The 22872-nt window shown below is 69.4% G+C and carries 19 protein-coding genes; 8 read left to right on the forward strand and 11 right to left on the reverse strand.

What is annotated here, in order from left to right:
• Positions 1–68: 68 nt before the first annotated feature.
• The 3 genes from IH68_RS0129740 to IH68_RS0129750 form a co-directional block, all read right to left on the reverse strand.
• Positions 69–1667: an alpha/beta hydrolase gene (locus IH68_RS0129740; RefSeq protein ID WP_030941079.1), complete on the reverse strand. Its 1599-nt coding sequence runs from the start codon at positions 1665–1667 to the stop codon at positions 69–71.
• A gap of 167 nt (positions 1668–1834) precedes the next feature.
• Positions 1835–3349: a cellulase family glycosylhydrolase gene (locus IH68_RS0129745; RefSeq protein ID WP_030941082.1), complete on the reverse strand. Its 1515-nt coding sequence runs from the start codon at positions 3347–3349 to the stop codon at positions 1835–1837.
• Positions 3350–3461: 112 nt separating this feature from the next.
• Positions 3462–4442: a hypothetical protein gene (locus tag IH68_RS0129750; protein WP_030941085.1), complete on the reverse strand. Its 981-nt coding sequence runs from the start codon at positions 4440–4442 to the stop codon at positions 3462–3464.
• Positions 4443–4571: 129 nt separating this feature from the next.
• On the opposite strand from IH68_RS0129750, the gene IH68_RS0129755 reads away from it, so the two are divergent.
• The 3 genes from IH68_RS0129755 to IH68_RS0129765 all read left to right on the forward strand — a co-directional run bounded on the left by IH68_RS0129755 (position 4572) and on the right by IH68_RS0129765 (position 6643).
• Positions 4572–5246, forward strand: coding sequence for an SGNH/GDSL hydrolase family protein (locus IH68_RS0129755; protein WP_030941089.1), 675 nt, complete (start codon positions 4572–4574; stop codon positions 5244–5246).
• Positions 5247–5362: 116 nt separating this feature from the next.
• Positions 5363–5956 (forward strand): Uma2 family endonuclease, encoded by a 594-nt coding sequence (locus IH68_RS0129760; protein WP_030941091.1) that lies wholly within the window; start codon positions 5363–5365, stop codon positions 5954–5956.
• Positions 5957–6037: 81 nt separating this feature from the next.
• On the forward strand, positions 6038–6643 hold the full coding sequence (locus tag IH68_RS0129765; protein WP_030941093.1) for a DinB family protein: 606 nt from the start codon (positions 6038–6040) through the stop codon (positions 6641–6643).
• Between the two features lie 7 nt (positions 6644–6650).
• Here the strand turns inward: IH68_RS0129765 and IH68_RS0129770 are convergent, their stop codons facing one another.
• Complete coding sequence (locus IH68_RS0129770; protein WP_051833792.1) at positions 6651–7517, reverse strand: DUF2637 domain-containing protein; 867 nt, start codon at positions 7515–7517, stop codon at positions 6651–6653.
• A gap of 530 nt (positions 7518–8047) precedes the next feature.
• Here IH68_RS0129770 and IH68_RS0129780 point away from each other — a divergent pair.
• A complete protein-coding gene (locus tag IH68_RS0129780; protein WP_030941101.1) occupies positions 8048–9040 on the forward strand; it encodes an aldo/keto reductase in 993 nt (330 codons plus the stop codon).
• A gap of 221 nt (positions 9041–9261) precedes the next feature.
• Here the strand turns inward: IH68_RS0129780 and thpR are convergent, their stop codons facing one another.
• Positions 9262–9834, reverse strand: coding sequence for an RNA 2',3'-cyclic phosphodiesterase (gene thpR, locus IH68_RS0129790; RefSeq protein WP_030941103.1), 573 nt, complete (start codon positions 9832–9834; stop codon positions 9262–9264).
• A 110-nt stretch (positions 9835–9944) separates the two neighbouring features.
• Between thpR and IH68_RS0129795 the strand changes: the two genes are divergently transcribed.
• Complete coding sequence (locus IH68_RS0129795) at positions 9945–10532, forward strand: Uma2 family endonuclease (RefSeq protein WP_030941106.1); 588 nt, start codon at positions 9945–9947, stop codon at positions 10530–10532.
• 15 nt (positions 10533–10547) lie between these two features.
• Here the strand turns inward: IH68_RS0129795 and IH68_RS0129800 are convergent, their stop codons facing one another.
• Together IH68_RS0129800 and IH68_RS0129805 are read right to left on the reverse strand one after the other, a co-directional pair.
• Positions 10548–11906 (reverse strand): MFS transporter, encoded by a 1359-nt coding sequence (locus IH68_RS0129800; protein WP_107057545.1) that lies wholly within the window; start codon positions 11904–11906, stop codon positions 10548–10550.
• Positions 11907–11930: 24 nt separating this feature from the next.
• On the reverse strand, positions 11931–12368 hold the full coding sequence (locus IH68_RS0129805) for a MarR family winged helix-turn-helix transcriptional regulator (protein ID WP_030941110.1): 438 nt from the start codon (positions 12366–12368) through the stop codon (positions 11931–11933).
• Between the two features lie 207 nt (positions 12369–12575).
• On the opposite strand from IH68_RS0129805, the gene IH68_RS0129810 reads away from it, so the two are divergent.
• Positions 12576–12764, forward strand: a complete 189-nt coding sequence (locus IH68_RS0129810) for a hypothetical protein (RefSeq protein ID WP_030941111.1) — start codon at positions 12576–12578, stop codon at positions 12762–12764.
• A gap of 10 nt (positions 12765–12774) precedes the next feature.
• Here IH68_RS0129810 and IH68_RS0129815 read toward each other — a convergent pair whose 3' ends face one another.
• Positions 12775–14226, reverse strand: a complete 1452-nt coding sequence (locus IH68_RS0129815) for an NCS2 family permease (protein WP_030941113.1) — start codon at positions 14224–14226, stop codon at positions 12775–12777.
• 112 nt (positions 14227–14338) lie between these two features.
• Between IH68_RS0129815 and IH68_RS0129820 the strand changes: the two genes are divergently transcribed.
• Positions 14339–14623 carry a DUF2530 domain-containing protein gene (locus IH68_RS0129820; protein WP_030941115.1) on the forward strand — a complete coding sequence of 95 codons (285 nt, stop codon included), beginning with the start codon at positions 14339–14341 and terminating at the stop codon, positions 14621–14623.
• A gap of 202 nt (positions 14624–14825) precedes the next feature.
• A complete protein-coding gene (locus IH68_RS0129825) occupies positions 14826–17219 on the forward strand; it encodes an HAD-IC family P-type ATPase (protein WP_030941118.1) in 2394 nt (797 codons plus the stop codon).
• 12 nt (positions 17220–17231) lie between these two features.
• On the opposite strand, the gene IH68_RS0129830 is transcribed toward IH68_RS0129825, so the two are convergent.
• From IH68_RS0129830 to IH68_RS0129840, 3 genes are all read right to left on the reverse strand, one after another.
• Complete coding sequence (locus IH68_RS0129830; RefSeq protein ID WP_030941120.1) at positions 17232–18116, reverse strand: hypothetical protein; 885 nt, start codon at positions 18114–18116, stop codon at positions 17232–17234.
• Between the two features lie 187 nt (positions 18117–18303).
• Positions 18304–21432 carry a sacsin N-terminal ATP-binding-like domain-containing protein gene (locus tag IH68_RS0129835; RefSeq protein WP_030941122.1) on the reverse strand — a complete coding sequence of 1043 codons (3129 nt, stop codon included), beginning with the start codon at positions 21430–21432 and terminating at the stop codon, positions 18304–18306.
• A 233-nt stretch (positions 21433–21665) separates the two neighbouring features.
• Positions 21666–22592 (reverse strand): DUF3027 domain-containing protein, encoded by a 927-nt coding sequence (locus tag IH68_RS0129840; protein ID WP_030941125.1) that lies wholly within the window; start codon positions 22590–22592, stop codon positions 21666–21668.
• Positions 22593–22872: the final 280 nt, after the last annotated feature.

Genomic DNA, 22872 nt, shown 5'->3' on the forward strand with positions numbered 1-22872 from the left:
CCACCACGACCTGAAGGGGCGCCCGGTACCAGTACCGGGCGCCCTTTGCGTTTCCGCTCAACTCACCTTCAGCCGCGGAAGCCGATCAGGCCGTGCAGGGTGCCGGCGTTCGGCGCGGTGGCCGGCTGCTGCGAGGACAGCGCGGACTTCGCCGTGCTCACCGGCTTGGGGTCGGGGGTCTTCTGGCACACCGCGTCGGCCGTGCCGTGGCCGCGCGGCACCGTGCCGTCGGTCAGGTACTTCGTCAGGTACTTGTCCAGGCAGGCGTTGCCGCTCAGCGAGATGCCGTGGTTGCCGCCGCCCTGCTCGACCACCAGGCTGGAGTTCTTGAGCAGACGGTGGACGGTGACGCCGCCCTGGTACGGGGTGGCCGCGTCGTTCGTCGCCTGGAACAGCAGCACCGGCGGCAGCTGGGAGTTGGCGACGTTCACCGGCTTCAGCGACTTGGTGGGCCAGAACACGCACGGCGCGTTGTACCAGGCGTTGTTCCAGGCGTTGAAGGGCGCCTTGGCGTACACCGCCCAGTTGTCCTTCTCCCACTGCTTCCAGTCACGCGGCCAGGCCACGTCCCGGCACTGCACGGCGGCGTAGATGCTGTAGCCGTTGTCGCCGGAGGCGTCGATGGCGGCGAGGCTCTGGTACGTCTTCACCAGCGGGGCGGGGTTGTGGTCGTTGACGTAGGCGGCGAACGCCTGGGCGAGCTGGGGCCAGTAGCCGTTGTAGTAGCCGCCGGGCAGGAAGGTGTCCTCCACCTCCGCGGCGCCCACCTTGCCGCCCGCGGGCTTCTTGGCGAGCTCGGCCTGCATCGCGTACCACTTGGCCTCGATCTTGGCCGGGTCGGTGCCGAGCTTGTACGTGGAGTTGTACTTGGCGATCCACGCCATGAGCGCCTTGTGACGGGCGTCGAAGGCGTAGTCCTGGCCGATGTTGTCGTCGTACCAGACCCCGTCGGGGTTGACGATCGAGTCCAGGACCAGGCGGCGCACCCGGTGCGGGAAGAGCTTGGCGTAGACCTGGCCCAGGTAGGTGCCGTACGAGTAGCCGAAGTAGTTGATCTTCTTGGCGCCGAGGGACTTGCGGATCGAGTCCATGTCCTTCACGGCGCTGACCGTGTTGATGTACGGCAGGACGTCCGCGTACTTCCTGCCGCAGGCGGCGGCGAAGGACTTGGCGCGCTCCAGGTTGGCCTTCTCGATGGCCGGGGTGCTGGGGACGCTCTCCGGGCGGACGGGGTTGAAGTAGCCGGGTTTGCAGTCGAGCGCGGGCGTGCTCTTGCCCACGCCCCGCGGGTCGAAGCCGATGACGTCGTACTGGGCCGCGACCGCCTTGGGCAGCGCGGACGCGACGAATGGGGCGAGCGTGAGGCCGCTGCCTCCGGGACCGCCCGGGTTGACCAGCAGCGGGCCCTGGAACTTCCGCGCGGTGTGCGGGACCCGGGTCAGGGCCAGGGTTATCTTCCGCCCCTGCGGCCTGGCGTAGTCGAGCGGCACCTTCACCGTCCCGCACTGGAGGGTCGGGGAGGCGTCCGTGGCGCACTTCTTCCAGGTGACCTTCGCCGTCTGGACGGCGTTCGCCGAGGACGTAGTGCCGGCCTCGGCGGGAGCGGCCGTGAGCGTCCCGGCCAGGACGACGGCGGTGCCGCACAGCACAGCTGCGCTTGTCTTCATGAACTTCTCTCAGAAGGTGGGGGGTTGGGACAGGATCGGAAAGTTCATGATCCTGGCCGGATTTTTTCGGAGAAGGACGAAGACGAGAAACACATGAGGCGAAGATTTGAGATTCCTGTGACCTGGGGGGCGCCCGGCACACACCGGGCGCCCCCGGCTCACGGCCATCACGCAGCCGTACAGCTCACACTCGGCGCACCCCCGCCCCCAGGAGCTCCCCCGAAACCGAAACTCACCGAACCACCCACCGGCACACTTCCGTTGTGAGCGGCGTTCACAGCGGTGACCGTCGATCCCGTCTGCGTGTACGACGCGTTCCACATGTTCGTCACCTGCTGGGACCCGCCCCAGGTCCAGGTCACCTTCCAGGAACCGATGGCGCTCGTCCCGGTGTTGGTCACCTTCACCTCGGCGTTGAAGCCGCTGCCCCAGTCGCTGCTGACGCTGTAGGAGGCCGAGCACGCGGCCGTACTCCCGCCACCGCCACCGCCGCCCCCGCCACCTGTACCGGTGCCGGGAAAGAGCGGTGCCTTGACGCTCGCCAGATAGCCGTCCTTCACGCTGTCGACGCTCACCCAGTCGTCCTTCAGGATCCCGCCGGTGTCACCGGAGTTGGGGTTCCAGGACCAGAACGTCCAGTGGAAGGAGTCGGCCCCGTACGTCGACGTCGGCCGCAGATAACTCACCAGCGCCGCCAGCCACTTCTGGTCGACGGCCGAGGCCAGCGTCGTACCGAACTCCCCGACCCACACGGGCGCGATGTTCTGCTTGAAGACGTAGCCCCAGTACTTGTCCCAGACGCCCGGCATGTTGGCGGGGAATGACGGATCGCTGAACCAGGGCTGCTGGGCCACGCTGGTCGCGTAGTCGTGCGCGGAGTACACGACCCGGTTCGCCACGTCGAGCCGCACCGGGTACTGGGCGACGCCCATCAGGTTGCCGCCCCACCACCCCGACACACCGCCGTACGTCTGCACGCCCTCGACGAAGATCAGCAGGTCGGGGTTGGCGGAGAGCACCGCGTTACCGGCCCGCTCGGCGGCCAGCCGCCAGTCGGTCGCCGTGTCGCCGCAGCCCCAGCAGGCCGGGTCGTGGGGCTCGTTGTGCAGGTCGATGCCGATGACGGTGTCCTGGCCCTTGTAGCGGGCCGCCAGCGCCTTCAGGTCGGCGATCCACGTGGACTCCGGGACCGCCGAGGTGTACCAGAGCGCCGACTGCCCGCCCGAGTCCGGCCGGTGCCGGTCGAGGATGACCTTGAGGCCGTCCTGGCCGGCGTACGCCACGAGCTTGTCCATGACCTGCAGGGAGTTGAGTCCCTGCAGGTCGGCGTTCTTGCCGCTGCTGAAGTCGATGCTGTTGGGGACGGTCGAGGACTTGAAGATGTCGTCGCTGTAGGGCAGTCGGATGGTGTTGTAGCCCAGCGACTTCATCTGGTCGATCATGGACTTGTAGTCGCGGGACCAGAGACCGTGGACGACGTGGTTGCCGGTCTCGAAGCCGAACCAGTTGATCCCGGCGATCCGGACCGGCTGCCCGGCCGCGTCGAGGATCTGACGGCCGCCGGTGTGCCAGTAGCCGGTGCCGGGGACGGCGGCCGCGTGCGCGGTGTGCGCACCGGCCCCCAGCGGTATCAGGAGCGCCGCGGCAACAGCGCACAGCGCTCTTCGCAGGCTGCGGTACATGTCGCTGCTTCCTCTCGGGAGGCGCGGGCCCGGAACGAGTGGGAGCGCTCCCACAACCCGGCACCTCCATGGAAGCCACATCACATGAACACGTCAAGCGCTACGACGTCGGTCAGCGGCGCAGCAGCCGCCGGATTCCGAAGACGACCGCTGCCGCGACGGCGACGGCGAGCGCGCCGATCTTGAGGCTGCCGCCCGCGCTGCCGCCGCTCCCGCTCGACGCACCCGAACTCCCGCCCTCGGAGGGCGACTTGGTGCCTCCGCCGCCCGGAGCGTCCTGCGCCTGCACGGAGCTGTCGGCGCCCTCACTGCCGTACAGGAGCTTCGAGCCGTCGACGGAGTAGGTGACGGACTCGCCCTGCCCCTGCAGCGGCACGTTCAGCCGCCCCTTGCGTTTGATCTTCCCGCCGTTCCAGTCGTAGTAGATCCCGCCGAAGTAGCCGCGCACGGCGAGCTGCCTGTCGTCCGGGGAGATCGCGGCGTCGGTGGCCCAGAGGTCGACGGCGGCGACGCGCTTGAAGTAGTTCGTGCCGGAGGCGGAGAGCCTGGCCGGCCCCTCGTACAGGTGCCCGCCGTTCTCGTTCTTGTCGATGATGTAGGCGCGCCCGGTCTTCGGGTCGACGACGAGCGACTCGGCGTTGCGCGCCCCGTCCGTGTACTTGACCACGTACTGCGTGGCCCGCACGGTCTGGTCGACCAGTTTCTTCGGCTCGGGCAGCCGGTAGATCCACACGTACGGCCACTTGCCGCCGAGGTTGTCGCCGATGTCGCCGACGTAGATCTGGTTGTCGGGGCCGATGGAGATGGCCTCGACGTCGCGGGGTGAGCCGATGCCGCTGAGGGTGACGCGGGCGACCGTCCTGCCCGTGCTGCTGTCGACGGCGTAGATGTACGGGCCGTCGTCGCTGTCGTTGTGGGTCCAGTAGATGCCGGGGTGCAGGTGGGAGGCGGCGAGGCCGCTGGACTCGGTGATGCGCGAGTCCTTGATGGTGAACCCCTGGTCACCCTTGCCGTCGCCGTCGGCGGCGGATGCGGGCGCGGCGAAGGCACCCACGAGAAGGACCCCGGCGAGGAGAGCGAACGGTCGGCGCATGTCCCCAAGCCTGCCATCCCGGCCCCGTGTTCACGGACTGGTGACGGGGAGGCGCGCGTGGCAGGCCTCACACCTCACCCGTCCCATTGGTCCCTCCCTGATCCCTCCCCGATCGTCCATCATGAGCGGATGCTTAGGTTCATGCCGGTCGGCGACTCCATGACGATCGGAAGCACGGGCGAGCACACCTGGCGTTACCGGATGTGGGAGCACCTGCGCGAGACGTACGGCGGCCCGTTCGCCCTGGTCGGCCCGCGCGAGACGCTGTACGACAAGGCGACGGACGCGCCGGTGTCGTACGAGTACGCCGACCCCGACTTCCCGCGCGCCCATCTGGCGGGCTGGGGCGAGGGGTGGCTGCACATGGCGCCGCTGATCGGCGATGCGGTGCGCTCCTGCGACGCGGACGTCCTGCTCGTCTCCCTCGGCCTGATCGACCTGGGCTTCTATACGAACGCGGAGCAGACGGCGGAGAACGTGCACCGCTTCGTGGCGGCGGCCCGCTCGGCCAACCCGCGCATCCGCATGGTCGTCCTGCCGGTGATCCCGAACGTCCGCGCCACCTCGGACGCCCCCTTCGCCACGCAGGTGACCCGCTTCAACGAACTCCTGGCCAAGGCGGTCGCCGACCTGGACGAGCCCCGCTCCCCGCTCCTGCTGGCCTCGCCCCCGCCCTCGTACGACATCCATCTCGACACCTACGACGGCACGCACCCGAACGCGAGCGGCGAGCACAAGATCGCGGCGGCTTTCGCGGACGCGATCTATCAGGCGTGGGACGTCGGGGAGCCCTACGCGGGCTGACCCTCGACGGCGTCGGGATCGGGCATGTGTTTGTCTCCGCGTGTCCTGGTCACCGTGCGTATCGTTGGACTGCGCGGCTGTGCCTGTCCGTGGGGCAGCCGAGGAGGAGCGCCACGATGACCGTCCTTGAAGACAGGATCGAGATGGCCGACGCCGACGCCAACACCAAGCGTTTGGACGAGTGGTTCGAGCGGCTTGAGCGCCTGCCCGTCCCCGAGGGATTCAGGGTCGAGATCGTCGGGGGCAACGTCTTCATGACACCGCAGCGGGACACTCATTGGCTGCTCATCCGCAAGTTCCTTTGGGCTCTGGAGGACAGATTCGGGAGGAAGGCCAAGGTGTTCTCGGACGTCCGCATCGACTTCCCCGGCCGTGAGAACGGCTTCTGCCCGGACGTCGCCCTTCTGAAGGACTCGGCAAAGAAGGACGACACAGGCCACTGGCGTTACCAGGACGTCGAGTTCGTCGCCGAGGTCATCTCAGAGGGCACAGCCCAAAACGACTACGGCCCGAAGAGGCTCGCGTACGCGGAGGCCGAGGTCCCCCTGTACATCGTCGCCGATCCCTACCAGGGGCGCTGCTACGTCTACACCGATCCCAAGGACGGCGACTACGAGAACAGGACGCCGGTCGACTACGGCACCGATGTCGACCTGACCGGCACCGTGGTCGATCTCGTGCTCAAAACCGACGACTTCCCTCGCGACTGACCCCGGCGCACTCCCACGAGCGGCAGAAGGACGCTGGGAAAAGCCGGTGCCCAAAGATCGCGCCGGCGGCAGACTGCCCCCATGACCTCCCCCACCCCTGATGCCAAGGCCGACCTCCACTTCTACCTGCAGTCCGCCCGCGATGCCCTGCTGTGGAAACTCGAAGGGCTCTCGGAGTACGACATCCGCCGCCCGCGCACACCGACCGGCACCAACCTCCTGGGCCTGGTGAAGCACGCGACGGGCGTGGAGCTGGGCTATCTCGGCGACACCTTCGGGCGGCCGCTGTCCGGCGGGCCGCTTCCCTGGATGGCAGCGGGCGGTGAACCCAACGCCGACATGTGGGCCACCGCCGACGAGTCCCGGGAGTACATCGTGGACCTCTACCGCCGGGTGTGGGCACACGCGGACGCGACGATCGACGCGCTGCCGCTGGACACGGTCGGCAGGGTGCCGTGGTGGCCCGACGGCAGGGACGAGGTGACCTTGCATCACGTCGTCGTCCGTGTGATCGCCGACACGCACCGGCACGCCGGGCACGCCGACATCCTCCGCGAACTCACGGACGGCGCGGTGGGGATGAACCAGGGCAACGACAGCATGCCGTCGGGCGACGCGGCCTGGTGGGAGAACCACCGGGACCGGCTGGAGCGTGCGGCGCGGGAGGCCGACCGGAAGCCGGCCTGATCCCCGGTCAGCTTCGGGACGCCGAGCCGCCACCGGTGGGACGCGGCTTCGAGGTGGCCGAACCGCTCTTGGACGCAGGAGATTTGGCACTTGCGGGCGTCTGGCGATGACGGTGGCGGGAGATGTTTCTGCGCGGTGGCCGGGTCAGCGTGATCTGGCGGACCAGTTGCTGGAAGCACGCCAGGGACGCGAGCGTCGGCAGGGCTGCTGCGGCGACACCGGTGAAGCTTCTGTCGGCCTCGGCCACGCAGAGTGACATCGCAAGGAAGGAGAAGAGCAGAACGACGAACCAGGAGTGCACGGCCCTGCGTTGGTGAAGGGCGCTGCGCAGGATGGAGAGCGAGGCCACCATCCAGGGGCCGTAGACCAGAAGCGGCCACCAGGTCAGTATTCCGCCCTGCGTGGCCGATGCGACGTGCCGCAGAGGTGCATAGGCCACCATGCCGCCGAAGACGCTCACCATCGAAACGATCACGGCGGCGAGCGCGGCGATCAGAAAGCTGACGGTCTGCAGCCATGTGAAGCGGAAGCGCAGCCGGAACCGCACTTTCCGATGCCGGACGGTACGGCGCCGAATGGGGGGCAACTCGGCTGTGATTCTCGCCAGGTTGTCCATCGACTCGCCCGTGAAGTCGACGTCGGACGGCGGCGGCTCGCGACGGGGCGGCGACACCGTGCCCGCCTGCTCCGCCGTCACGGCGTTCTGCAGGAGGGACGTGAGTTCCTCGACCGGGTCCCAGCCCTCTACCAGAGGGCCGGTGGCGTACATGTCCTCTGCGGGACCCCGGTGGCGGCCGGTGGCCAGTCCGGTGGGGTAGTCACCGGGATACCGTTCGTGCGGGGTGAAGGACAGATCCAGGTATTCGTCGTTCATGGAGGTCCGCCCCCGTCATGTAACCGCGTGGCAGCCGGACCGTCCCTGATCGTTCCACCGCCGCCCGAGTTCCTCCTGAGCCGTGTCCAGGATTCCCAGGAACTCGCTGAACAGGGTCCCGGTGACCTGCAGTTCGATCCGCGCGCCGTCCCCGTGCAAGGTGCTGCAGGCATCGGCCGCCGAGTACGCCGCGGCGGGCGTGAAGGTGTAGCGCCCTACTGCAACCGCACGGGCGGGGGGATCCTCCGCTGTCGCTCCGGAACGGTACGGGTTAAGGAACCTTGCTTTCGCCATATTCCGCTAACGCCGCGTCCCCTCCTCCGGATGCGCGGCAAACGAGTGAGGCCAATTTGACGAAAACATCGACTAGATCGTTTGTCATGAGAGCCGACCAGTCCGTGCTCAATACGTTAAGAGTCCAGCATTTTGTCTTTTGAATTCTTCTCGCACAGCGAAGATCATTTCCGGGGAAAGATCACTTTCGGGGATCCCTTGCATAGAGCGCACTCCAGGCCGTTGGCTAGGTGGTCATGAAGTACACGCAGCTCGGACGCACGGGACTCAAGGTCAGCCGACTGGTCCTCGGCACGATGAACTTCGGACCGCAGACGGACGAGGCCGACAGCCACGCGATCATGGACGCGGCGCTGGACGCCGGCATCAACTTCTTCGACACCGCCAACGTGTACGGCTGGGGCGAGAACAAGGGCCGTACGGAAGAGATCATCGGCAACTGGTTCGCCAAGAGCGCGGCCCACCGCGACAAGGTCGTCCTCGCCACGAAGGTGTACGGCAACATGGCCGCGGACGGCGACGCCTGGCCCAACCACGACAAGCTCTCCGCGCTGAACATCCGGCGCGCGGTCGACGCCAGCCTGAAGCGGCTGCAGACGGACCACATCGACGTCTACCAGTTCCACCACGTCGACCGCCGGACCCCCTTCGAGGAGATCTGGCAGGCGATCGACGTCCTGGTCCAGCAGGGCAAGATCCTCTACGTCGGCTCCTCGAACTTCCCCGGCTACAAGATCGCCCAGGCCAACGAGATCGCAGCCCGCCGCGGCGGCACCATCGGTCTCGTCAGCGAACAGTGCCTCTACAACCTCGCCGAGCGCCGCGCCGAGATGGAGGTCATTCCGGCCGCGCAGGAGTACGGCCTCGGGGTCATCCCCTGGTCACCGCTGCACGGCGGCCTGCTCGGCGGTGTGATCAAGAAGGAGGTCGAGGGCGGGCGCCGGGCGAGCGGCCGGGCCGCGGACTCCCTCGCCAACACCACCATCCGCGCCCAGATCCAGGCGTACGAGGACCTGCTCGACAAGCACGGCGTGGAACCGGGCGAGGCCGCCCTGGCCTGGCTCCTGACCCGCCCCGGCGTGACGGGTCCGATCGTGGGCCCGCGTACGGCCGAGCAGCTGGAGTCGGCGATCAGGGCGGCGGAGCTGGAGCTGAGCGAGGAACTGCTCTCCGGCCTCGACGAGATCTTCCCGGGCCCAGGCCCGTCCCCGGAGGCCTTCGCCTGGTAGGGCCCCTTCAGGGGCGCGGGGCGGAGTCGACATGCGGCTCCGCCGCGCGGGCGCGACCCAGCCACGAACAACCCGCACCCGGCAACGAACGCGCAGTTCCCCGCCGCTTCCGCGTAAAGAGCTACCTACCGAGCGCAGCCGCGAGGGCAACAACGACGAACAACAGCACAAGCGCACCGGCCATGATCCGGTTCCGGGTCTTCGGGTCCACGTACCCGAGCCTAACCGGCACCCCCGAGCGCCCAACGGGCGACCGCCTCGTAACGCGGTTGCTCCCCCGGCACCCCGGACCTCGGCAGGTTGCTCCGCACCAGCACCAGCCCCTCCACGGTCCACGTGCGGCTCGCGAAGTCCCGCAGACTGTCGACGTAGGGCCGTACGTCCACCGCATCCCGGCTGCGGGCCACCGTCAGATGGGCCTTGTACCGCCGGTGCTCCCCCATCGACACACCCGCCTTCATCGCCGCCGCCTCCGCCCGCTCGGCCAGCAGCCGAAGGGTCCGGATGTCGCCGCACGCCCCCACCCACAGCGCCCGCCCGTGCCCGAACTGCCCACCGCCGCGCAGGGCCAGTTCAAAGGGACCGGTGCGCCCGGCAGCCCGCTCCAGGCGGGCCGACAGATCCGGTACGACGTCGTCGTCGACCTCGCCGTAGAAGGCGAGCGTGAAGTGCCAGCCGGGAGGGTTGGTCCAGCGCAGCTTCTTCGCGCCGGACAGCTTCTTCAACTCGGCTACTTCCCGGGCGAGTTCGCGGACGGCGCCCTCAGGCGGCAGCACGGCGGCGAAGAGTCTCATGAGGCCAGTGTGCACACCGCGCTGCCAACCGGGCGGGTCCCGGTCACCGTGCGTATCGTTGTACTGCGCGGCTGTCAGTGACCGAGCGACAGCCGGGGAGGAGCGCCACGATGACCGTCCTTGACGACAGGATCGAGATGGCCGAGGAGTGCGACGAGCTGACGCTGGACGTCCTGTTCGAGTGGCTCGAGAAGATGCCCATCCCCGAGGGAACGAAGGTCGAGATCGTCGGGGGGAACATCTTCATGTCACCGCAGCGGCAGAGCCACTGGGAGATCATCTTCAGCATTGCGAAACAGTTGGACGCCAAGTACTCGCAGAAGCGGTTGGCATCGGACGTGCGGATCGACTTCCCCGGGCATCTGAACGGCTTCGCCTGCGACCTGGCGGCCATGGCCGAACGGTCGGTGAAGGACGGCAAGGGCCGCTGGCGCTATCAGGACGTCGAATTCGTGGCCGAGGTCATCTCCAAGGACACGGCGGCCAACGACTACGGTCCGAAAAAGGACGCCTACGCCGCGGCCGAAGTGCCGGTGTACCTGGTCGTGGACCCGTACACCGGCGAGTGGCACCTGCACACCCTGCCGAAGGACGGCAAGTACCACAGCGACGTCAGCTTTCCCTTCGGAGAGGACGTCGACCTGACGCGAACCGCGGTCGGCCTGGTCCTCAGGACCGACGAGTTCCCCCGCGACTGACCCGCCCCCGGCCGCCTACGCCACCGCCGCCAGCTCCTCCTGCCGCTCCCGTGGCACGAACCGCACATGCGGGTGGCCGCGGTTCCAGCCGACCGACAGGCGCAGGTTGCCCACCCTGGCGAGGATCACCCCGATGGTGACGGCCGCCGCCGCGGCGATCACGCCGCCCACGGCCAGGCCCGCCCGGACGCCGTAGGAGTCCGTGATCCAGCCCGCGATGGGTGCGCCGATCGGGGATCCGCCGAGGAAGACCATCATGTAGAGGGCCATCACCCGGCCGCGCATGGCCGGATCGGTTGCCATCTGGATGCTGGTGTTGGCGGTGACGTTGACCGTCATGCCGAACATGCCGAGGGGGGCCATCAGCAGGGCGAACAGCCACAGCGAGGGGGCGGTCGCGGCGACGATCTCCATCGCGCCGAAGGCCACCGCCGCCGCGATCAGGACGCGCATCCGGGCGGTGCCGCGCCGCGCGGCGAGCAGGGCGCCCGCCAGTGAACCGACCGCCATCAGCGTGTTGAAGAGGCTGTAGGAGCCGGCGCCCGCGTGGAAGACGTCGTCCGCGAAGGCCGAGAGATAGACCGGGAAGTTGAAGCCGAAGGTGCCGATGAACCCGACGAGGACGATCGTCCAGATCAGGTCCGGGCGCCCGGCGACATAGTGGAGCCCCTCCCGCAGCTGGCCCTTCCCGCGCGGTGCCCGCTCGACGACGTACAGCTCGCGCGCCCGCATCAGCAGCAGGCCGGCCACCGGGGCGACGAAGGACAGACCGTTGAAGAGGAACGCCCAGCCGGTGCCCACGCCGGTGATCATCAGGCCGGCCACGGCGGGGCCGACCAGACGGGCGGACTGGAAGTTCGCGGAGTTGAGGCTCACCGCGTTCTGCAACTGGTCCGGGCCGACCATCTCGGAGACGAAGGACTGGCGGGCCGGGTTGTCGACGACCGTGGCGAGGCCGACGGCGAGGGCGGCGAGGTAGACGTGCCAGACCTGGACGTGGCCGGAGAGGGTGAGCGCGGCGAGCGCGATACCGCTGACGGCCATCGAGGTCTGGGTGACGAGCAGCGTACGGCGCTTGGGCAGGCGGTCGACGAGGACGCCGCCGTAGAGGCCGAGGAGCAGCATCGGCAGGAACTGCAGGGCCGTCGTGACGCCGACGGCCGTGGCGGAGCCGGTGAGGCTCAGGACCAGCCAGTCCTGGGCGATGCGCTGCATCCAGGTGCCTATGTTGGAGACGACCTGGCCCATGAAGAACAGGCGGTAGTTCCTGACCTTCAGCGAGCTGAACATCGAGGACTTGCGGGAAGGCGGGGGTGAAACGGGGGTAGTAGGTGTCGGTGCGGGGGCGGAATCTGCTCCGGGTCCCGTACTCAAAAGGGTTCGCCTCCTCGATGTGGCTTACAGATGCGCGAGTTTCTCCAGCACGGGGGCGGCGGCGCGCAGTTTGGCCCACTCGTCCTCGTCGAGGCCGTCGACCAGGTTGGCCAGGAAAGCGTTCCGCTTGGCGCGGCTCTCCGCGAGCATGGCCTCGGCCTGTTCGGTCTTGGTGACGACCTTCTGGCGCCGGTCCTCGGGGTGCGGCTCCAGCCGGACCAGGCCCTTGGCCTCGAGCAGCGCGACGATGCGGGTCATCGACGGCGGCTGCACGTGCTCCTTGCGGGCGAGCTCGCCCGGCGTGGCGCTACCGCAGTTGGAGAGGGTGCCCAGCACCGACATCTCGGTGGGGCTGAGCGACTCGTCGACCCGCTGGTGCTTGAGTCGACGGGACAGCCGCATGACAGCTGATCGCAGGGAGTTCACGGCGGCAGCGTCGTCGCCATGGCTGAGGTCCGACATGTCCTTAGAGTAACTCATTACCCTCGCTAAAGACCACGAGTGACGCGCCGAATGCCCGTGACTCGCGCCACTGAGCCCCGAGGGACTGAACCCGGAGGGACTGGGGCGTGGGGGCCTGGGGACCTCCGCCAGGAAACATCACATCACTCATATGAGTGAGTCGGCTCCGGAAAGTGACCCGTTGCCCACCGGGGTGCGGCGAACCTCGTGTTCATGGGGACACACGTGCTCAGCCTGCGGATAGACGGAGAGCTGCTCGACCGCCTCCGGGACCGTGCCGCCAAAAGGGGAATGAGCGTCCAGGACTATGTGGTCCGGACGCTCATTCGGGACGACTTCGACGAGCGGTTCCAGGCCGCCGTCGAGGAGACGGAGAGGTTCTACGGCGTCACCTGACGCCCTTCGGTCAGGTCAGACCCAGCGCGGGCATCAGGTAGTAGAAGCCGAACACCGCCGCGACGACGTACATCGCCACCGGGACCTCCCGGCCCCGGCCGGCCGCCAGACGCAGCACCACGAAGGTGATGAAGCCCATGCCGATGCCGTTGGTGATCGAGTAGGTGAACGGCATCATCACCATCGTCACAAAGGCGGGGATGGCGATCGTGTAGTCGGCCCAGTCGATCTCCTTGACGGAGCCGGCCAGGATCAGGAAGCCCACCGCGAGCAGGGCCGGGGTCGCCGCCTGGGACGGGACCATCGTGGCGACGGGGGTCAGGAACAGGGCGACGGCGAACAGACCGCCGGTGACGACGTTCGCGAAGCCCGTACGGGCGCCCTCGCCGACGCCCGCCGTGGACTCCACGAACGCGGTGGTGGCCGAGGAGGAGCTGGCGCCGCCGGTCGCGACCGCGAGGCCGTCGATGAACAGGACCTTGTTGATGCCCGGCATATAGCCCTGGGCGTCGGTCAGCTTGGCCTCGTCGCTGACGCCCATGATCGTGCCCATCGCGTCGAAGAAGCACGACAGCAGCACGGTGAAGACGAAGAGGATGCCGGTCAGCACGCCGACGTGGGAGAAGCCGCCGAACAGGCTGACTTTTCCGATCAGGCCGAAGTCCGGGGTGGCGACCGGGTTGCCGGGCCACTTGGGCGTCGTCAGACCCCAGGTCGGGATCTTCGCGACGGCGTTGATGATCAGCGCGAGGACCGTCATCGTGACGATCGAGATCAGGATCGCGCCGGAGACCTTGCGGACGATCAGCGCGAGGGTGAGCAGCGCGCCCAGGATGAAGACCAGGACGGGCCAGCCGTTGAGGTGTCCGGTGGCGCCGAGCTGGAGCGGGACGGTGGTCTGGGCGACGTCCGGGATACGGGAGACGAAGCCCGAGTCGACCAGGCCGATCAGCATGATGAACAGGCCGATACCGATGGAGATCGCCTTGCGCAGGCTGTAGGGCACGGCGTTCATGACGCGCTCGCGCAGTCCGGTGGCGACCAGCAGCATCACGATGAAGCCGGCCAGGACCACCATGCCCATGGCGTCCGGCCAGGACATCCGGGGAGCGAGCTGGAGCGCGACAACCGAGTTCACACCCAGACCGGCGGCGAGCGCGATCGGCACGTTGCCGACGACACCCATGAGGAGCGTGGTGAACGCCGCTGTCACGGCCGTCGCCGTGACCAGCTGGCCGTTGTCGAGCTGGTGCCCGTACATGTCCTTCGCGCTGCCCAGGATGATCGGGTTCAGCACGATGATGTAGGCCATCGCGAAGAAGGTGGCGAAACCGCCGCGGATCTCGCGCGGCAGGGTGCTGCCCCGCTCGGAGATCTTGAAGTAGCGGTCGAGGGCACCGAACGCGGGCTGGGCCCCGGGTCGGTCGGGAGCGGGGACCTTGGTGGGGGCCGAGCTGGACATTGGATGTTCCTACGAGCAGATATGGACACAGGGAAACCGTTTCAGTATGAACATATGAGAGTGCCGGCGCTATCTCCGCGCGTAGATGTGATCGCCTCGTAAGCTTGGGCGCATGGCGAAGTGGACCCCCCAGCACGAGGCGCCGGAGCCCCTTGAGGGCCCCGTGGTCGCCACCATCACCGGCGGCACGATCCTCTGGTTCGTCCTCTTCCTGGTGCAGCTTCCCTTCTACGGCTGGTTCGACGACCACGGGCACACATGGTGGCTGTGGACGTGCCTGGCCGGGGGCGTGCTCGGGCTGTACGGCGTGTGGTTCGTGAGGAAGCGGGACGCTGCCATCAAGAGGGCCGCTGACGCGGGGTCTGCGCCGGCGGAACAGGCGACGTCGGCGGATTAGGCACCCGGCGGTGTGCACGCCCTGCTGGGGGCTGCCGCCCCCCAGACCCCCGCTTTTCGGCCTGAACGGCCTCGTCCTCAAACGCCGGACGGGCCGAGTGACGCCCCCACGTACACCCACCGCACGAGTTCGCTCCTCCCCAGGTCGGATCTTCCGGGCCCTCGGCGGGTGAAGCCGTAAATCCACACGTACCGTCGAATGCATGACGCACATCGACGCGGGCGCGGAGCTCGACCCTGTGCACCCCGTACCCGTTCCGGTGACGGCGCGGGGGCTGACCGCGGCCGAGGTGGCCGAGCGGGTCGCGCGGGGGCAGGTCAACGACGTTCCGGTGCGCAGCAGCCGGTCGATGGGCGAGATCGTCCGGGCGAACGTCTTCACCCGGTTCAACGCGATCATCGGTGCGCTCTGGCTGATCATGCTGTTCGTCGCGCCGTTCCAGGACAGCCTGTTCGGGTACGTGATCATCGCCAACACCGGCATCGGCATCATCCAGGAGTGGCGGGCGAAGAAGACCCTGGACTCGCTGGCGGTGATCGGGGAGGCACGGCCCACGGTGCGGCGGGACGGGGTGGCCGCCGCGATCAGCACCTCGGAGATCGTGCTCGACGACCTGATCGAGTTCGGGCCGGGGGACAAGGCCGTGGTCGACGGGGTGTGCGTCGAGGCCGACGGGCTGGAGATCGACGAGTCGCTGCTCACAGGCGAGGCCGACCCGGTGGTCAAGAAGCCCGGGGACCAGGTCATGTCGGGCAGCTTCGTGGTGGCCGGCGGCGGCGCCTTCAAGGCCACCAAGGTGGGCCGCGAGGCCTACGCCGCCCAGCTCGCCGAGGAGGCCTCCCGCTTCACCCTGGTCCACTCCGAGCTGCGTACCGGTATCTCGACGATCCTCAAGTACGTGACGTGGATGATGATCCCGACCGCGATCGGCCTGGTCGTCAGCCAGCTGGTGGTCAAGCAGCACGGCTTCAAGGACTCGATCGCGCGCACGGTCGGCGGCATCGTCCCCATGGTCCCGGAGGGCCTGGTCCTGCTGACCTCGGTGGCCTTCGCGATAGGTGTCATCCGCCTTGGCCGAAAACAGTGCCTGGTCCAGGAACTCCCCGCCATCGAGGGCCTCGCCCGTATCGACACCGTCTGCCTCGACAAGACCGGCACCCTCACCGAGGGCGGCATGGACGTCACCGAGCTCAGGCCGCTGCAGGGCGCCGACGAGTCGTACGTACGCAAGGTCCTCGGCGCCCTCGGCGAGTCCGACCCGCGGCCGAACGCCTCACTCCAGGCGATCATCGACGCCTACCCGGACGTGGAGGACTGGCGCTGCACCGAATCACTCCCCTTCTCCTCCGCCCGCAAGTACAGCGGCGCCACGTTCAGCGAGGGCAACGGCGAGTCGAGTACGTGGCTGCTGGGGGCGCCCGACGTGCTGCTGGCCGCCGGCGACCCGGCCCTCAAGGAGACCGGGCGGCTCAACGAACAGGGTCTGCGGGTGCTGCTGCTCGCCCGGGCCGGCCGCGACCTGGACGATCCCGAGCCCGCGAACGGGGCCAGGCCCGCCGCCCTCGTCGTCCTCGAACAGCGCCTGCGCCCCGACGCGGCCGACACCCTGCGCTACTTCGCCGACCAGGACGTCCGCGCCAAGGTCATCTCCGGCGACAACGCGGTGTCGGTCGGCGCGGTGGCCGCCAAGCTGGGCCTGACCGGCACGACCGTGGACGCACGCCACCTCCCCCCGGAGCAGGAGGAAATGGCGAAGTCCCTCGACAAGGGCACGGTGTTCGGACGGGTCACCCCGCAGCAGAAGCGGGACATGGTCGGCGCCCTGCAGTCCCGTGGGCACACGGTCGCGATGACCGGCGACGGCGTGAACGACGTCCTCGCCCTCAAGGACGCCGACATCGGCGTGTCCATGGGCTCGGGTTCGGAGGCCACCCGGGCGGTCGCGCAGATCGTGCTGCTGAACAACAGCTTCGCGACGCTGCCCTCGGTGGTCGCGGAGGGCCGACGGGTCATCGGCAACATCACGCGCGTGGCGACCCTGTTCCTGGTGAAGACGGTCTACTCGGTGCTACTGGCGGTGCTGGTGGTGTGCTGGCAGGTGGAATATCCCTTCCTGCCGCGCCACTTGACGCTCCTGTCGACCTTGACGATCGGCATTCCGGCGTTCTTCCTCGCCCTGGCCCCCAACAAGGAACGGGCGAAACCCCACTTCGTACGGCGGGTGATGCGGTACTCGATCCCGGGCGGGGTGGTGGCCGCGGTGGCGACCTTCGTGACGTATCTGATGGCCCGTCACTACTACACGGGCCCGGGGCAGTTGGACGCGGAGACCAGTGCGGCAACCCTGACTCTGTTCCTGATCTCCATGTGGGTCCTGGCGATCATCGCCCGCCCGTACACCTGGTGGCGGATCGCCCTGGTGGCCTCGATGGGCGTGGCGTTCCTCTTCGTACTGATCGTGCCGTCGCTCCAGCACTTCTTCGCGCTGAAGCTGGTCGGCGAGACGATGCCGTGGGTCGCGGTCGGCATCGCGGCGGTGGCGGCGGTCGCCCTGGAGATGCTGTGGAAGTGGGTCGACCGCCGCTTTCCTGCCTAGGCCCGGGCCTGCTTACTGCACGTCGACGAAGTCACCCGTGGCGTTGACCGCCGGGGTGGTCGTGGTGCCTGCGAAGGAGTAGCGGTAGTAGCCGTCGACTGTGGCCGTGGTCGTCGTCTTCAGGTCACCCGTGGTGCTCGTCTTGATGGTCTTCAGCGTGGTGTAGGTGCTGGAGCCCTTCTTGCGGAACTGCAGCTTCACCGGCTGGGTGCTGTAGCCGTGGTACTTGTTGTCCTCCCAGTTGGCGCGGGAGAGCTTGCCGACGACGGTGATGGTCTTGCCCTTCTTCACCGGCTCCGGGGTGGCGTTGACCGTCAGCTTGGAGTTGCGCTGGACGAGGGTGGTGCCGAGGCCGCCCTGCAAGGAGTGGTCCCCGGTGCTGTACTGCAGCGCGAGCGCGCCGGCCGACCATGTGCCCGCGTCCGAGTTGAGCAGGTCACCGGCGGTGTCGTCTTCGTTCAGCGGGAAGATGTCGATGTTTCCCGTGCAGTTGGCAGTGGTGTCCGAGGTGGCCGTGCAGGTGGCCGGCAGCTCGCCGCCGAGCACGTTCTGGGCGCTGTCGATCGAGCTGCCCTTGTAGATGATCGGGCCGCTGTCGAAGTCGCTGGAGTTGATCTTGTAGTTCGCCCCGTGGGTCAGCGTGTAGGTGACCGTGGTGGCGACGTGGTTCGTGGTGCCGACCTTGACCGCCTTGGCGATCTTGAGGTTGGAGAAGGTGACGCCGAGGTCCGCGGCGGCGGCGTCACTGCTGAACGCGGTCTTGCCGGGCTGCGCGGCAAGAAGCTTCGCGGCCTCCGTCTTGTACGACGGGGCGTCGGCGGCGTGCGCGGCCGGCAGGGCGAAGGCGGAGATGGCCAGGGCGCCGGAGACGGCGGCCACGGTGGCACGTATGCGCATGTGTTCCCCAAGTGGAGAAAGTGATCGTGGAGCCTGTTGGCTCAGGGGGTCAGATCCGTGACGGTTGTGAAAAGTTGTACGAAGGAAGGGGATTTTTGACGGGAATTGCGATCCCCTTGCCAAGATCGGAAAAACGGCCGCCCCGGGATCCCCGGCCTGACAGGTCGTGCCCCTCAGTCCGTGCCCCTCAGTCGAACCACCGGTCCCGCGCCAGCTCCTCCGTCCGCGAAGGATCCTCCAGCAGTGCCGCCACCTCGAACCGCCGCGGCCACTGGCCGGACGCCCAGGCAAGGCCCGCCGCGACGCCCTCCAGGGTGGCCGCGTGCAGCATCCCGTCGGTCGTCAGGCGCCAGTCCAACTCCACGCCGTCGACGAAGAGTTCCTCGTGTTCGACGTACGTCGCAGGGGTACCGGCGCCCAGCAGCACCTGCACCGAGTCCGGTACGTCGTGTTCCGTGCCCTCGGAGTCCACCGACCCCGTGACGGACTCGCTCAGGCGCCGTACCTGGAACAGTTCCGCCAGCTCGGCCGCCCGGGCGGGGCGGACCGGAAGCAGGGGGACGCCCTCCGTGAAGGGCAGCAGATCCGGGGAGTCGACGACCACGGCGTCGGCGGCGTCCACCACCTCGACCCGGCCGTCGACGACGGCTCGGAGGTCGTCGGGGAGGGTGACCTGCTCGGGGTCCAGGTCGGCCAACGCGCCGTAGAGGGCGTGCAGTTGGGCGCCGGTGACCGGGCGGTCCGGGTCGGCGAGGCGGTCCAGGAGTTCTGCCGCGCCGCCGGGCTCGTCGAGGAGCGCCGCCACCGACGTGCGTACGCCGAGCGCCCGTAGGACCTGCTCGTCGTCGAAGCCCGTCGCGTCGGCCTCGTCGTAGAGGCCACGGAGGAGGGGGTCGCCGCCGGACGCCAGCAGGCCGGCCGGGCGGCGGCCGTCCAGGACCGGGTGGCCGCGCAGCCACCAGGCCGTGTAGGGGCGTACCACCTCGTGCGTGCCGTCGGGGAGGAGGATGCGGACCGGCTGGGTCAGCGCGTCGCGCAGGGGCGGCTGAGCCAGCATGGCCAGGGCCTGCGGCCATTTGTCGTCGTCCACCAGGTCCAGATCGCGGACGGCGACCAGCTCCGTGGCGACCGGCGGTACCGGCGTGTCCGGGAAGCGGTCGAGGACGTCCTCGCTCCACACGTCCACGGCGTCCAGCAGGCCGGCGTCGTCGGGTTCGGCGAAGTCGCCTTCCCTGGGTTCGAGTTCGTCCGGGTCGAGGACCACGTCGGTGGCCCGTACGAGGGCGAAGTTGGCGAGCACCCCGCAGGCTGCCAGTGGTTGTTCGCCCCACTTGTCGGCCAGCTCGGCGTCCACGGCTGCGAGTTCGTCCTCGCGGATGACCTGAGCGAAGGGACTGCCGGGGAGGACGAGTTCGCCGGCGGGGGCGAGTTCGCCGTCCTCGTCGGGGAGGGCAAGCGCGCCGAGCCACGGCTCGTCGCCCGGCTCCAGACCGGCGTCCCGTACGAGCGCGAGGACGGTGTCGGCCAGTTCCTCCGCGTCGGGCGCGTCCTGCTCCCAGTCCAGTCCGCCCTCGTCGTCCAGGGAGGCGGCCACGGCGGCCCGTACCTGGGGAGTGGTGAGGACGGCGCGGGGGGTTGCGGGCAGGGCGCCGAGCTTCTCCAGGAGGGGGTGGGCCGCGTCCGGGTGGGCGACCTTCAGGCCGAGCCGGGCGAGCACCTCCGGGTCGATACGAACGGCATCCGGGGCGGGGAGCAGGACCTGCCGGGGGCCGATGGTCGTACGTCCGTCGGCGAGCGGCACGGGAAGGCCGGACAGCCGGTCCGGGTCGACGCCGGCGAGGCTGTCGTAGAGGCGCCGCCACCAGCCGGGCTCCTTCTCCAGGCCGGCCAGCCGGTCCACGGCGTCGGTGAGGGGCACCCGCGCGACGCCCAACGTCCGTAGCTCCACGCGCCGTTCGAGTCCGGCGGGGAGGAGGGTCGGAAGCACCTCGGCGAGGACCCGCACGGTGTCGGCACCGGCGCCCTCGACGATCTCAGCGTCGCGCGGGCGGAGGGCCTCGGGCAGTTCGTCGTCGTCTGCGCGGGGCTCGGCGGCGGGCGGGAGGAACTCGGTCCGCGGGAGCCGGTCGAGGATGGCCGCGCGCAGGGCGCCGTCCAGCTCGCCCTTGCCCAGCGGGCCGGGGACGAGTCCGATGATGCCCTCGCTCACCGGCCGCCAGTCGGCGAGGAGTTCGGCGTACGTGTCCGCCGCGCGCTGGACGAGGAAGTCGGTGAGAGGGCCGGGGGACGCGTGCCGGCGGGTGGTGTCGAGGGGGAAGGAGGCGATGAGGAGTGCGGGGACGCCGAGGGGCTCGTCGCTGGGGGTGGGGGCGTGCACGACGGGGCTGGTGCGGGGGCGGGCGGGGGCGCTGTCCGTCGCGTTGACCGGTACGGCCCAGGTGAGGGACCAGTGCGGGCGGAGGCGTTCCTCCACGGGGCGGTCGGCGAGGAGGTCGGGGGTGAGGGGGCCGTGGGCGGAGGCGGTACGCCAGTGGGTGGTGCCGCCGAGGGAGTCGTCGACAACGGTGACGGAGCCGTTGGTGCTGCGGCTGAGGGTGCGGGGGCTGTCCCCGTTGATCTCGACGACGACCTCTTCGAGGCCCGGGAGGGCGAGGAGGAGTGCGTCGTCGACGGCGCCCAGGAGGCGTTCCGCGAGGTCGGTGGCGGCCGTGTCGCGCAGGGGGAGGATGACGGCCGTGTCGTACGGGTCGGGGGCGGTGCCCTCGGCGGCGAAGGGGAGCCGCAGGAGCGGGACATGGCCGTCCCGGCGCCGGATTTCGTCGCCCAGTCCCGGGCTGTGCCGTGCCGTGTCGGCGGCCAGTTCGCGGGCCTCGGCGAGGGACCAGCGGACGCCGCCGTGGCGGCCGACCAGGGCGGGTTCGTCGGTGACGGCGAGTACGGCGGCGAAGCCGACGCCGAAGCGGCCGACGGCGGTGTCGTGGGCGTCGCGTTTGGCGGAGGCGCGGAGGGTGGAGAGCGACTCGACGCCCGTTGCGTCCAGGGGGGCGCCGGTGTTGGCTGCGACGAGGACGCCGTCGCGGAGGGTGAGGCGGAGACGGCCGGGGACGCCTGCGCGGGCTGCGGCGTCGGCGGCGTTCTGGGCGAGCTCGACGACGAGCCGGTCACGGTAGCCGCCGAGGACGAGGTCCTCCTCGGCGTTGGCGTCCTCGCGGAAGCGGGCGGGGCTGGTGGCCCAGGCGTCGAGTACGCCTCGCCTGAGGCGGGCGGTCCCGAAGGGGTCCGCGCCCTCGGGTGCAGGCCGCACGAACATGCTCACGTTGGCTCTCCTCATCGGCCCTCATCGGCGTGAGCTCGAAGGTACCGCGAGTTGTTCTTCGCCCCCGCCGCCCCTACCCGTCCCGTCCCCAGGGGCGCTGCCCCTTCGACCCCGCCGGGGCTCGCCCCGGACCCCGATCGGCCTGAACGGTCTCGTCGTCAAACGCCGGACGGGCTGAAAGATCAGCCCGTCCGGGGCCTGGGGGCGGCAGCCCCCAGCAGACACCTCCGGGCTTACGAGTGGCCCAGCTCCGCCGCGTCCTCGTCGGAGACGACCGGTACGGAGCCCGAGTCCGGCGCCGGGCGCAGGGGGAACGGGTCCACCCGGGTCTCGTCGATCACCGGCGGAGCCGGCTGCGGTGGCTTCGGCATGACCGCGGCCTCGGAGTGGCCTCCGCAGCCGTAGGACAGAGAGACCACGCGGCCGTCGGCCGGGGAGAACTCGTTCGCGCAGACGCCGAAGGCCTGCCCCAGGGAACCGCCGATCGGCTGCAGGAAGCCGCAGCTCACGCAGGACGCCGGTGCCGCCTGCGCCATCGGCGTCTTGGCGCCGTACGACTCCTCCCAGCGGTCCGCGGCGACATGCAGGCCGTAGCGGGACAGGACCCGGGCGCGGCGCATGCCTAGTTCTTCGGCGACCGACGCGATGGAGCCGCGGGACGGGACGACGGGCAGGCTCGACGGGGCGCCCGCCGTGACCTCCGCGTCCTCCGCCTCCACCAGCTCCGCCATCTCCTCCGAGACGGCCGAGGTCGGTACGGGCTCCTCCTCGCCGGAGTAGCCGGGCTCCAGGCGGAGGTCCTCGGCGTCGGTCGGGAGCAGGTCGCCGGGGCCCATGTCGCCGGGGCGCAGGCGTTCGCTCCAGGGGACCCACTCGGGGGCGAGCAGCGCGTCCGGCCCGGGGAGGAGGACGACCTCGTCCAGCGTGACGAACTTGGCGCGGGAGGCGCGGGCGACCGTCACGGCCCAGCGCCAGCCGCGGTACCCGAGTTCCTTGCACTCGAAGAAGTGCGTGACAACGCGGTCGCCCTCGGACTCCAGCCCGACATGCTCGCCGACCACGCCTGGCGCGGCCGCCTCCTCGGCGGCGGCGCGGGCGAGGTCGACGGCCTCGGCGCACAGGCGGTCGGGGGTGCGGCTTCGCGTGGTCGCTGCGCTCACAGGTATCGCTTCTCTCCTACGCCGTCACTCGGGTGCGCCGGCCTGAAGGCGGTGGGAGCGGACGGAGCGGACCAGGGGACCGCGTCGACGTCCGCGCCCGATCGCACTCGGGCGCACCTCATGCATCCATTCTGCGGGATGTCCGAGAGGCGCGCGGCCGAGAACGTTCGCCACGACGCGCTACGCACGCTACCTTCTCCCGACCGCTCGGCCTACACCGACGGGAGGTTTCCCCCTGCCGACCCGGCAACTATCTGGCATGTACCTGGGAAGCAGACGG

The organism is Streptomyces sp. NRRL S-646 (genome assembly GCF_000720765.1).
Lineage (GTDB): Bacteria > Actinomycetota > Actinomycetes > Streptomycetales > Streptomycetaceae > Streptomyces.

Bases quoted from the DNA above. Each gene is read 5' to 3' on its own strand.
- IH68_RS0129770 (WP_051833792.1), bottom strand. From the start codon at position 7,517: ATGAACGACGAATACCTGGATCTGTCCTTCACCCCGCACGAACGGTAT.
- IH68_RS0129805 (WP_030941110.1), bottom strand. From the start codon at position 12,368: ATGTCGGACCTCAGCCATGGCGACGACGCTGCCGCCGTGAACTCCCTG.
- IH68_RS0129780 (WP_030941101.1), top strand. From the start codon at position 8,048: ATGAAGTACACGCAGCTCGGACGCACGGGACTCAAGGTCAGCCGACTG.
- IH68_RS0129740 (WP_030941079.1), bottom strand. From the start codon at position 1,667: ATGAAGACAAGCGCAGCTGTGCTGTGCGGCACCGCCGTCGTCCTGGCC.
- IH68_RS0129820 (WP_030941115.1), top strand. From the start codon at position 14,339: ATGGCGAAGTGGACCCCCCAGCACGAGGCGCCGGAGCCCCTTGAGGGC.
- IH68_RS0129755 (WP_030941089.1), top strand. From the start codon at position 4,572: ATGCTTAGGTTCATGCCGGTCGGCGACTCCATGACGATCGGAAGCACG.
- IH68_RS0129825 (WP_030941118.1), top strand. From the start codon at position 14,826: ATGACGCACATCGACGCGGGCGCGGAGCTCGACCCTGTGCACCCCGTA.
- IH68_RS0129815 (WP_030941113.1), bottom strand. From the start codon at position 14,226: ATGTCCAGCTCGGCCCCCACCAAGGTCCCCGCTCCCGACCGACCCGGG.
- IH68_RS0129750 (WP_030941085.1), bottom strand. From the start codon at position 4,442: ATGCGCCGACCGTTCGCTCTCCTCGCCGGGGTCCTTCTCGTGGGTGCC.
- IH68_RS0129745 (WP_030941082.1), bottom strand. From the start codon at position 3,349: ATGTACCGCAGCCTGCGAAGAGCGCTGTGCGCTGTTGCCGCGGCGCTC.
- IH68_RS0129830 (WP_030941120.1), bottom strand. From the start codon at position 18,116: ATGCGCATACGTGCCACCGTGGCCGCCGTCTCCGGCGCCCTGGCCATC.
- IH68_RS0129795 (WP_030941106.1), top strand. From the start codon at position 9,945: ATGACCGTCCTTGACGACAGGATCGAGATGGCCGAGGAGTGCGACGAG.
- IH68_RS0129760 (WP_030941091.1), top strand. From the start codon at position 5,363: ATGACCGTCCTTGAAGACAGGATCGAGATGGCCGACGCCGACGCCAAC.
- thpR (WP_030941103.1), bottom strand. From the start codon at position 9,834: ATGAGACTCTTCGCCGCCGTGCTGCCGCCTGAGGGCGCCGTCCGCGAA.
- IH68_RS0129765 (WP_030941093.1), top strand. From the start codon at position 6,038: ATGACCTCCCCCACCCCTGATGCCAAGGCCGACCTCCACTTCTACCTG.